We start from the raw sequence: 8,864 nt of genomic DNA on the forward strand, positions 1-8,864 counted from the left end.
AGGCCGCGCGCAGCGCGCCGCCGCAGCTGCTGACCCTGGCGCGCCCGCCATTCGCGGTCCGGATGCTGTCCAACCTCAGCTACGGCATCACCCCGCAGAGCATTGCCGAGTTCAATGCCCTGGGCGACAGCGACGCCGAACGCCTGGCCAACTACGTCGACTGGCAGCTGGACTGGACCGCGATCGACGATTCCGCACTGGACAGCCGCCTCGCCAGCGCCGGCTACGACACCCTGGACAAGCCGCTCACCCGGCTGTGGAGCGAGCATGTGCAGGGCGACCCGGACTATTCGATCAGGATGCGCCCGGCCTGGGAGGTCCAGTGCGCCGCGTTCGTGCGCGCGACCTATTCCAGGCGCCAGCTGCGCGAAGTCGTGGTCAACTTCTGGCACGACCACTTCAATGTCACCGCCGAGGAGTATTCCGCCGCCCCGGTCTACGTCCATTACGACCGCGACGTGATCCGCCAGCATGCGCTGGGCAACTTCCGCGCGATGCTGGAAGCGGTCGCGACCAGCCCGGCGATGCTGTACTACCTCGACAACGTCTCCAATTCCCGCGCTGGCCCGAACGAGAACTGGGCACGCGAACTGCTGGAGCTGCATACCCTCGGCGCCGAGAACTACCTGGGCTTCATGGATCCGTTCCAGGTACCGCCGGACCCGGTCGATCCGGCCTACCCGTCGGGCTACACCGATATCGACGTCTACGAGACCGCCTCCGCGTTCACCGGCTGGACCCTGAAGAACGGCCACTGGGAGTTCCCGGACGACAACGACGGCACCTTCGTCTACCGCCAGTCCTGGCACGATGCCGGCCCCAAGTTCGTGTTGGGCAACCTGCTCAATCCCGAGCAGCCGGCGATGAAGGACGGCCGCGACATCCTCGACCGCCTCGCCAGCCATCCGGCGGTCGCCCGCTTCGTCTGCGCCAAGCTGATCCGCCGCTTCGTCGACGACACCCCGCCGCCGGCACTAGTGCGCAGCGCCGCCCAGGTGTTCCGCCAGCACTGGCGCAGCGCCGACCAGCTCGAACGGGTGCTGCGTCACATCCTCACCTCGGACGCGATGTTCAACGCCTGGGGCCAGAAGAGCCGACGCCCGTTCGAGGCGATCGTCGCGGCGATGCGCGCGACCGGCTGCGACTGGACCCTGCGCCTGGACCACGAGGCCTCCAACGGCTTCCTGTGGCGACTGGGCTTCACCGGCCACGAACCCTATGCCTGGCCGGCGCCGAACGGCTATCCCGATACCGAACTGGCCTGGTCCGGCGCCAACAGCCTGGCGATGGGCTGGAAGCTGCTGGACTGGCTGACCAACGCCAAGGACGAAGGCGCGCCGCTGCTGCCGATCCTGGCGATCAGCCGCAGCCAGGTGCCGCAATGGACCGCGGCCAGGCTGGTCGACTACTGGTGCAAACGCATCCTCGGTCGCCTGCCCAGCAATGTGCGCCGGCAGACCCTGATCGGCTTCATGGCGCAGAACGGCGACCCGGCCAGCCACGTGATCGCCGATACCAATGCCTGGGCCGGCAACGACCTGAAGAACCACTACAACCAGGAGCGCCTGACCAGCATGGTCTCGCTGATCCTGATGTCCCCCGAATTCCTGAGCCGTTGAGGAGGCGACGATGAACACGATCGAAGAAAGCCGCCGCCGTTTCCTCAAGGGCTGCGCCGCCGCCTCGGCGATCGGCGCGGTCGGACCGGGCCTGTTCTTCTCCGGCAGCGCGCACGCGGCCAACGGCCACGACACCGTGGTGTCGGTGTTCCTGCGCGGCGGCATGGACGGATTGAACCTGGTGATCCCGGTTTCCGGCGAGGACCGCGTGCACTACGAACAGGCGCGTCCGGAACTGGCGATCGCCGCCACCGGCACCTATGGCGCGCTGCCGCTGACCCTGGGCACCGGCGCCGCCACCGGTTTCGGCCTGCACCCGGCCGCCAGCGGTCTGCGCGACATGTGGAACGACGGCCTGCTGGCGATCGTGCAGTGCTGCGGCCTGCTGACCTCGGTGACCCGCAGCCATTTCGATGCGCAGTTGTCGATCGACCTGGGCACGCCCGGCCAGCAGAGCATCGGCAGCGGCTGGCTGGCGCGTGCGCTGGCGACCCAGCCCGGCATCAGCGGCACCCCCGCGTTGCCGGGCCTGGCGGTCAACAGCCGGCAACCGGCGAACTTCAACGGCAGCACCGCCGCGCTGACCATGGGCAGCCCGGGCGACTTCGAGCTCAATGCCGGCGCGTGGTCGTGGCAGAAGGCGCGCGACAACTCGCCGGCCGGCCTGGTCGGCGTCAACGACGTGCTCGAATCGATGTGGAATCCCGGTTCGACCGGCCTGGAGCATCACGGCGCCCGCGCCGAACGGGCCCTTCGGGTCATCGCGCAACAGCCCTACGGCGCACTGCCCGCGGACTGGCCGAACAACAACTTCTCGCGCCAGCTGTGGACGATCGCGCAGTCGATCCAGATGAACCTGGGCCTGCGCTACGCGACCCTGGACCTGGGCGGCTGGGACACCCACGAGGGCCAGGGCACGGCCGGCAGCGGCTATCACTACTACCAGGGCAGGATCGCCGAGCTGTCGGAGGCCTTGGCCGCGTTCCATCGCACCCTGGCGGCGAGCGGACACCTCTCGCGGGTCACCACCGTCGTGCAGTCCGAGTTCGGCCGCCGCGTGCGCGAGAACGCCAATCGCGGCACCGATCACGGCTACGGCAATCCGATGCTGGTGATGGGCGGCACCGTCAACGGCCGGTGCCTGTACGGCAACTGGCTCGGCCTGGATCCGCAGGTCCTGTCGCCCTACTACGGCGACGTCCCGGTCACCACCGATCACCGCCGGGTGCTGTCCGAGATCCTGATCCGGCGCATGCGCAATCCGAACCTCGGCGCGGTGTTTCCCGGCTACGGCGGCTATGCCCCGCTGGGCCTGATGAAGGGCAGCGACCTGACACCGGTGGGCATGGCGGCTAGCGCGGCGCCGGTCGCCGTGGCGGCATCCACCGCGGCATTCCGGCCGCGTCCCGCACAACCGCGACCACAGCCGCCACGGCAGGCCGTGCCGACGCCGCCGAAACCGCAACCGCGACCGTCGTCGCAGCCACCGGCCCGCGACTGGACGCAGCGCCTGCAACGCGAGGTCATGCAGCTACAGGGACGGCTGGAACGCTGGCTGCGGGAGGTCATGCCCTGACAGCGCCCGGTCCGCCGGCACCGACCGCGGACCGCGACACGAACGACGACGGGCGAGCGGATGAACACCGGTCGCCCGCGCCGATCCGTTCAACCGGAAGGGCCGGACGGAGCGCCTTTCGTCGATGGCGCCCGGCGGCCCCGCCCGGCCCTGTCCCGTCTACTCCTGCGGCATCGCCAGATGTGCCGGGGTCAACGGCTTGCCGGGACCGCGCGGCATGGTCGCGATGACCGCGTCCGCCGGCAGCGCGGCGTTGCCGTCCAGATGCGCATCGACCCGGTCCAGAGCCGCGTACACGTACGGCAGCAGGGGCACGTAGCGGGCCGCGTAGTCGGGCAGGCCGAGGAAGGCGTCGAAATGCTGCGCGTGACGCACCTGCCAGTAGCGCACGTCGCGGCCGGCCGCGCGCGCCATCGCGACGTAGGGCTGACTGCTGAACGCCATCGGCACCAGGCCGTCGTCGGTGCCGTGAATCACGACCACCGGCAGCCCGGCGCGTGGCGCCGAAGCGCGGACTTCGGCGACGCCCTTGCGCACGCGTTCGGCGCCCGCACCGTCGCCGGTCCACAGATCGCGCAGGCAGCGCAGTCCGAAGAAGTGCGGATCCGGGGCCGCGTTCGGCGTTTCGGCGATGCCGACCCCGGCGCCGGGAGGAATGCCACTGCCATCGGCCCACCACGCCGCGCGCTCGGCATCGCCGGCACGCCGCGGCGCGAAGTTGCCGTCCAGCGCGGCGAAGTCGAAACCGCAGGGGTGTTCGCCCGGCGCATGGCGGCCGTAGGCGGAGGCATAGGTCACCGCGATCGCGCGCCACAGATCGAAACCCGCCGAGGCCGCACCCGCGCGCAGCGCTTCGTCGCTCCAACCGCTGGCGTTGAGCCGACGGTGCGCATCGACCGCCTGCGCGCCGGCGTCGGCGCCTTCGACCAGGCCATTGCTGCGCAGGCTGGCGCAACGCGCCAGTCCGATCGCAGCCACCTGCGCCGCCAACGGTGGCTGCGGCAACGGCGCCAGCGCGGGGTCCAGCAGGGCGCAGGGCATCAGCAGCCCCGCCTCGGTGGCGAAGTCGTACAGGCTGCGCCCGCCCTCGGCGTCGATGTTCGGCTCGCCGGCCACGACCGCGTCCAGCCAGTCGGCATCGGAATCGCCGTCGTCGAGCTCGGCCGCGCGCAGCACCGCACCGCCGCCGTTGGAAATGCCGACCGCGATCACCCGGGTGTCGTCGAAGGTGAATGGCGCATCGTCCGGCCGCGCCTGGTCGAGCGCCTGCAGCGCGAACTGCGCGGCCTGGCGGACATGACGGCCCCAGTCGGCTTCGGGGTTGTCCTGCGAATGGGCGTGCTTGACCGCGACCCCGCGCACCTGGCCGTCGCCGCTGCCGGTCGCGGGCGCGTCGGGCGCAAACCCCAGTTCGGCAGCGCCGGCGAAGGCGATCGTGCCGTCGGCGGAGACGCCCTGCCCGCTGTCGAGGTCGAAGTAGTCGGTGCCCGCGCCCTTGTCGGTGTAGGCCACCGCGCAGCCCTTCGGCAGCCCCCAGGCGCCGGCGACCGCGATCGAACCATAGACCCCGCGCGAACCCGACGAAGCGGTCACCACCACACAGCGCTTGCCGGCATCGAAATCGTCCGGCACCTGCACCAGGACCCGATGCGGCTGGCGCGCGCCATCGACGCGGGCGAACGCGCTGTACTCGCGGCCCGGCACCCTGGCGGTGCTGCCGAACAACTCGCCATAGCCGCCACCGGGGGCGAGATCGGCGATCCCGCGCCAGTTGCCCCAGATCGCACGGCGGCGCAGCTCGACCGCTGTGGGATGGGCCGGGTCGGCGAAGGTCGGCGGCGTCATCGCGCGCAGGCCATCGAGACCGAGTCCCGCGGTCAACAGATCGTCGCCGTCGCGATGCGTGGTGGTGCGCATGTCGGTGAATGAGGAGGTCGCTGCGATGGTGGCCGCCATGTTCTGATCCGGATCGGAGGAGGCGCCGGTGGACGCGCATGCGGACAACGCCAGGGCCAGTGCCGACGCCTGCGCGAAGGTGCGGAATATGGGCATGTTCATGGCTTCCAGCCTAACAAGCACGCACGGGCTTCTCATCGTACTTATGTACGAGCGCGATCGACGTCCCGGATTGCGCATCGGCCTGCTAGGCTGGCGACGAAGCCGGGCCTGTCCCGACCCCTACCCTGCCCGATGTCACACCTGCTCATCGCCGACGACCATCCCTTGTTCCGCGCCGCGCTGCGGCAGGCCGCGGCCGATGCCGTGTCCGGCGCACAGGTGAGCGAGGCCGATACCCTCGACGCGGTGCTGGCGGCGCTGGACGACGCGCCCGACACCGATCTGGTGCTGCTGGATCTGCACATGCCCGGCAATCATGGGCTGGCCGGCCTCGCCGCGATCCGCGCCCAGTACCCGGGAGTCGCCGTGGTGGTGGTTTCGGCCAACGACGATCCGCGCGTGGTCCGGCGCGCGCTCGATCACGGGGCCGCCGGCTACCTGCCCAAGAGCGCCGGGCTGGAGGAACTGCGCGACGCGATCCGCGCGGTCCTGGCCTGCGAGCAATGGCTGCCCGCCGCGCTGCGCGGCGCGGTCGCGCGCACCGAGAGCACCCGCGCCGACGCCGACCTTGCCGCGCGCCTGGCCAGCCTTTCGCCGCAGCAGTTCCGGGTGCTGACCCTGGTCGCCCAGGGCCTGCTCAACAAGCAGATCGCCGACCGCCTCGACGTGCAGGAACGCACCGTCAAGGCGCACCTGTCGGCGATCTTCGAACGCCTGGGGGTGCGCAACCGCACCCAGGCCGGGGTGGTGTTGCGCGAACTGGAGCTGAGCGACCCGAGCCGCCAGTTGCCCGACGACCCGCCCTCCTGACCGGACGTTCCCGGCCGCGCCCAGGCGCTACAGGCCGAACAGCCTGCGCGCGTTGCCGCCGCGGATCTTCGCCTTCTCCTCGTCGCTGAGGTCCAGCTTGTCGAGGGCTTCCAGCGTGTCCGCCAGCGACAGCTGCGGATAGTCCGAGCCCAGGATCAGACTGTCGATACCGACGTTGCGCAGGGTCCAGACGAACTCCTCCTCGATCGGCGAGTCGGCCGCCAGCAGCACGGTCCCGGAAATGTCGAAGTAGACGTTCTCCAGCGCCAGTCCCTCGGCGGTACGCGCCAGCGGCAGGATGTTCCAGAAACGGAAGTTCAGGCCGCCGATGTGGGCGAAGACGAACTTCGTTCCCTGCGCGCGGATCGCGAGGCTGAACAGGTTTTCGCTGTCGCCGGCGACGATATTGGCGTTGTCCATCAGCACGACGACGCCCAGCTCGCCGGCCTTGCGCACCAGCGCCAGCAGCCGCGGGTCGTCGACGTCGAACCGCTGGGTATGCGCGTGCAGCTTGATCACCTTGACGCCACGGCCGGCAATCCGTTCGAGCTCGTCGAGCGCGGCCTGGCCATCGTAGGGATGCACGGTCGCGATCGGCATCACCGCCGGGTCCGATGCTGCCATCCCGATCAGCGCATCGTTGCGGGCACGGATATCGTCGGGATCGCCCGCCTGGGCCTGGTTCGGACCGCCGAACCACATCGCCCCGAGGCCGATCGGCGCCAGGCCAGCGGACTCGGCGGCGGCGCGGTACTCGCGCAACGACTCCGCGCCATCGTGCAGATGCACGTGGATGTCGAATACGGGGGTATCGAACACGGGCGGCGACGCGCTGGCCCGGGGATTCTCCTCGGCGAAGGCGACGCATGAGAACAGCAGCAACAACGAGGTCAGTGCACGTTTCATCGGTCCACGGTTCCGGTTCGGACTGGCGGCCAAGTCTAGCGGCAACGCCGGTCGGTCCGGTGTCGCCCGGCATCGAAAGGCGCGGAACGTGACCTAGACCGGCGCCGCCTGCGCGCCGCGCGCGGCCAGCAACCGGTCCAGCACCGATTTCAATGCCAGCGGCTTGATCGGCTTGGCGATCAACGCCAGGCCGGCTTCATGCACCGCCCGACGCACTTCGCCACCGCCGTCGGCGCTGAGGATCAGGGTCGGACGCGCGCCGAAGCGCGCGCCCAGCCGCTCGGCCAGGGCGACACCGGTATCGTCGTCGTCGAGGTGGTAGTCGAACAGCCACAGCGACGGCGCGCCCGCCCGCAACTGCGCCGCGGCGCCCTCGCCGTCGGCAGCCGCGCGTACCCGGTAGCCCCAGCGTTCCAGCAGCGCGGTCAGCGCGGCCAGGGCCTGGGGGTCGTTGTCCACCACCAGCACTTCCAGCGCGGCTCCGGATGCGTGGCGCTCGACCGGCATGTCGGCCACCGCGGCCGGCCCCGCCACCCTCACCACCCGCACTGTGAACGCGGTGCCGCGACCGGGCGCACTGCGCAGGCCCAGCGGCACCTGCAACAACTGGGCGATGCGGTCGGCGATCGACAACCCCAGCCCGAGCCCCTGTCCCGGTGCGTCGATGCCACGGCGGAACTCGTCGAAGATCACCCGCTGCTGCGATGGCTCGATGCCCGGACCGGTGTCGTGCACCTCGATCCGCAGGCCGTCGCCATCGCGACGCACGCCCAGCAGCACGCTGCCGGTCGCGGTGTAGCGGATCGCATTGGCGAGGAAGTTCTGCAGCACCCGCCGCAGCAACTGCGGATCGCTGTGCACCCAGGCCTGGCTGCCGATGAAACGGAAGCGCAGGCCGCGGTCGGCGGCGATGGCGCCGAACTCCGACGCCAGCGGCTCCAGCACCTCCGACAACGGGAACCCGCGCGGCTGCGGCACCAATCCGCCCGCCTCCAGCCGGGACATGTCGAGCAGTCCGGTCAGCAGGTCGCCGGTGGAATCCAGCGCGCCGATGATCTGGCGCGCGGTCTCGCGCTGGCCCGATGCCACCTGCTGCTCGAGCGCATCGGCGAACAGCTGCGCCGCGTGCAGCGGCTGCATCAGGTCGTGGCCGACCGCGGCCAGGAAGCGGCTCTTGGCCTCGTTCGCGCGCTCGGCGTCGCGCTTGGCCGCCTCCAGGTCGGTGGTGCGCTCGACCACGCGTTGCTCCAGGGTTTCGTTGGCCTGGATCAGTCCGGCCTCGGCGCGGCGGAACGCGGTGACATCGGTGAAGGTGGCGACGAAGCCGCCGCCGGGCATCGGGTTGCCGCGGATCTCGATGATCGTGTCCTCGATGCCGCCGCCACCGGGCAGCACCCGCTCGGTCAGATGCACGGTGCCGGCGCGCATATAGGCCAGACGCCGTTGCAGGGCGCGTTCCAGATCGCCCTCCGGCGGCACCTGCCGCATCGCCCAGCGCGCGAGGTCGGCGATCGGCCGGCCGACCTGCAGCAACTCCTCGGGGAAGTCGAACAACTCGGCATAGCGGCGATTCCACGCGACCAGGCGCAGCTCGGCGTCGACCACGCTGATGCCCTGGCTCATGTTGTGCAGCGCGGCCTCCAGGACGCGCTGGTTGAAGCGCAGGTCGGCGGAGGCCTCGCCGACGATCTGGGCGACCGTGTCCAGCGCCCGGCCGGCCTCGCGACGGGCCGCGTCCAGCAGCACCCGGGCCGAGGCCGAACCCAGTACCGCCGCCAGCTCGCGCTCCAGCGCGGCCTCGGTCGCGGCCGGCACCGCCCCCTCGGCGGGGGCGTTGGACAACAGCTGTTCGACGCGTTCGCGCGGCAGGAACCGTACCCCGGCATCGCGCAGGC

The 8,864-nt window shown here is 70.8% G+C and carries 6 protein-coding genes; 3 read left to right on the forward strand and 3 right to left on the reverse strand.

All coding sequences use genetic code 11. The features are described from left to right. Together FKV24_RS16080 and FKV24_RS16085 are read left to right on the forward strand one after the other, a co-directional pair. Window positions 1-1,619, forward strand: a 1,619-nt coding sequence (locus FKV24_RS16080) for a DUF1800 domain-containing protein (RefSeq protein ID WP_141483088.1), incomplete at its 5' end; no start/stop codon positions are given. A 10-nt stretch (window positions 1,620-1,629) separates the two neighbouring features. Continuing rightward, the gene (locus FKV24_RS16085; protein WP_141483090.1) at window positions 1,630-3,195 is read left to right on the forward strand and encodes a DUF1501 domain-containing protein; all 1,566 of its coding nucleotides are present in this window, start codon (window positions 1,630-1,632) and stop codon (window positions 3,193-3,195) included. A 159-nt stretch (window positions 3,196-3,354) separates the two neighbouring features. Here FKV24_RS16085 and FKV24_RS16090 read toward each other — a convergent pair whose 3' ends face one another. After that, window positions 3,355-5,253, reverse strand: a complete 1,899-nt coding sequence (locus FKV24_RS16090) for a D-(-)-3-hydroxybutyrate oligomer hydrolase (protein ID WP_249041054.1) — start codon at window positions 5,251-5,253, stop codon at window positions 3,355-3,357. A 132-nt stretch (window positions 5,254-5,385) separates the two neighbouring features. Between FKV24_RS16090 and FKV24_RS16095 the strand changes: the two genes are divergently transcribed. Continuing rightward, the gene (locus tag FKV24_RS16095) at window positions 5,386-6,063 is read left to right on the forward strand and encodes a response regulator transcription factor (protein ID WP_111266190.1); all 678 of its coding nucleotides are present in this window, start codon (window positions 5,386-5,388) and stop codon (window positions 6,061-6,063) included. A gap of 27 nt (window positions 6,064-6,090) precedes the next feature. On the opposite strand, the gene FKV24_RS16100 is transcribed toward FKV24_RS16095, so the two are convergent. Continuing rightward, window positions 6,091-6,969 (reverse strand): amidohydrolase family protein, encoded by an 879-nt coding sequence (locus FKV24_RS16100; RefSeq protein ID WP_170288342.1) that lies wholly within the window; start codon window positions 6,967-6,969, stop codon window positions 6,091-6,093. A 93-nt stretch (window positions 6,970-7,062) separates the two neighbouring features. Further along, the coding region (locus FKV24_RS16105) for a hybrid sensor histidine kinase/response regulator (RefSeq protein WP_141483089.1) at window positions 7,063-8,864 on the reverse strand (1,802 nt) is incomplete at its 5' end.

This window comes from Marilutibacter maris (assembly GCF_006546735.2).
GTDB lineage: Bacteria > Pseudomonadota > Gammaproteobacteria > Xanthomonadales > Xanthomonadaceae > Marilutibacter > Marilutibacter maris.

Coding starts and splice junctions, on each gene's coding strand:
- FKV24_RS16095 (WP_111266190.1), top strand. CDS start 5,386: ATGTCACACCTGCTCATCGCCGACGACCATCCCTTGTTCCGCGCCGCG.
- FKV24_RS16100 (WP_170288342.1), bottom strand. CDS start 6,969: ATGAAACGTGCACTGACCTCGTTGTTGCTGCTGTTCTCATGCGTCGCC.
- FKV24_RS16090 (WP_249041054.1), bottom strand. CDS start 5,253: ATGAACATGCCCATATTCCGCACCTTCGCGCAGGCGTCGGCACTGGCC.
- FKV24_RS16085 (WP_141483090.1), top strand. CDS start 1,630: ATGAACACGATCGAAGAAAGCCGCCGCCGTTTCCTCAAGGGCTGCGCC.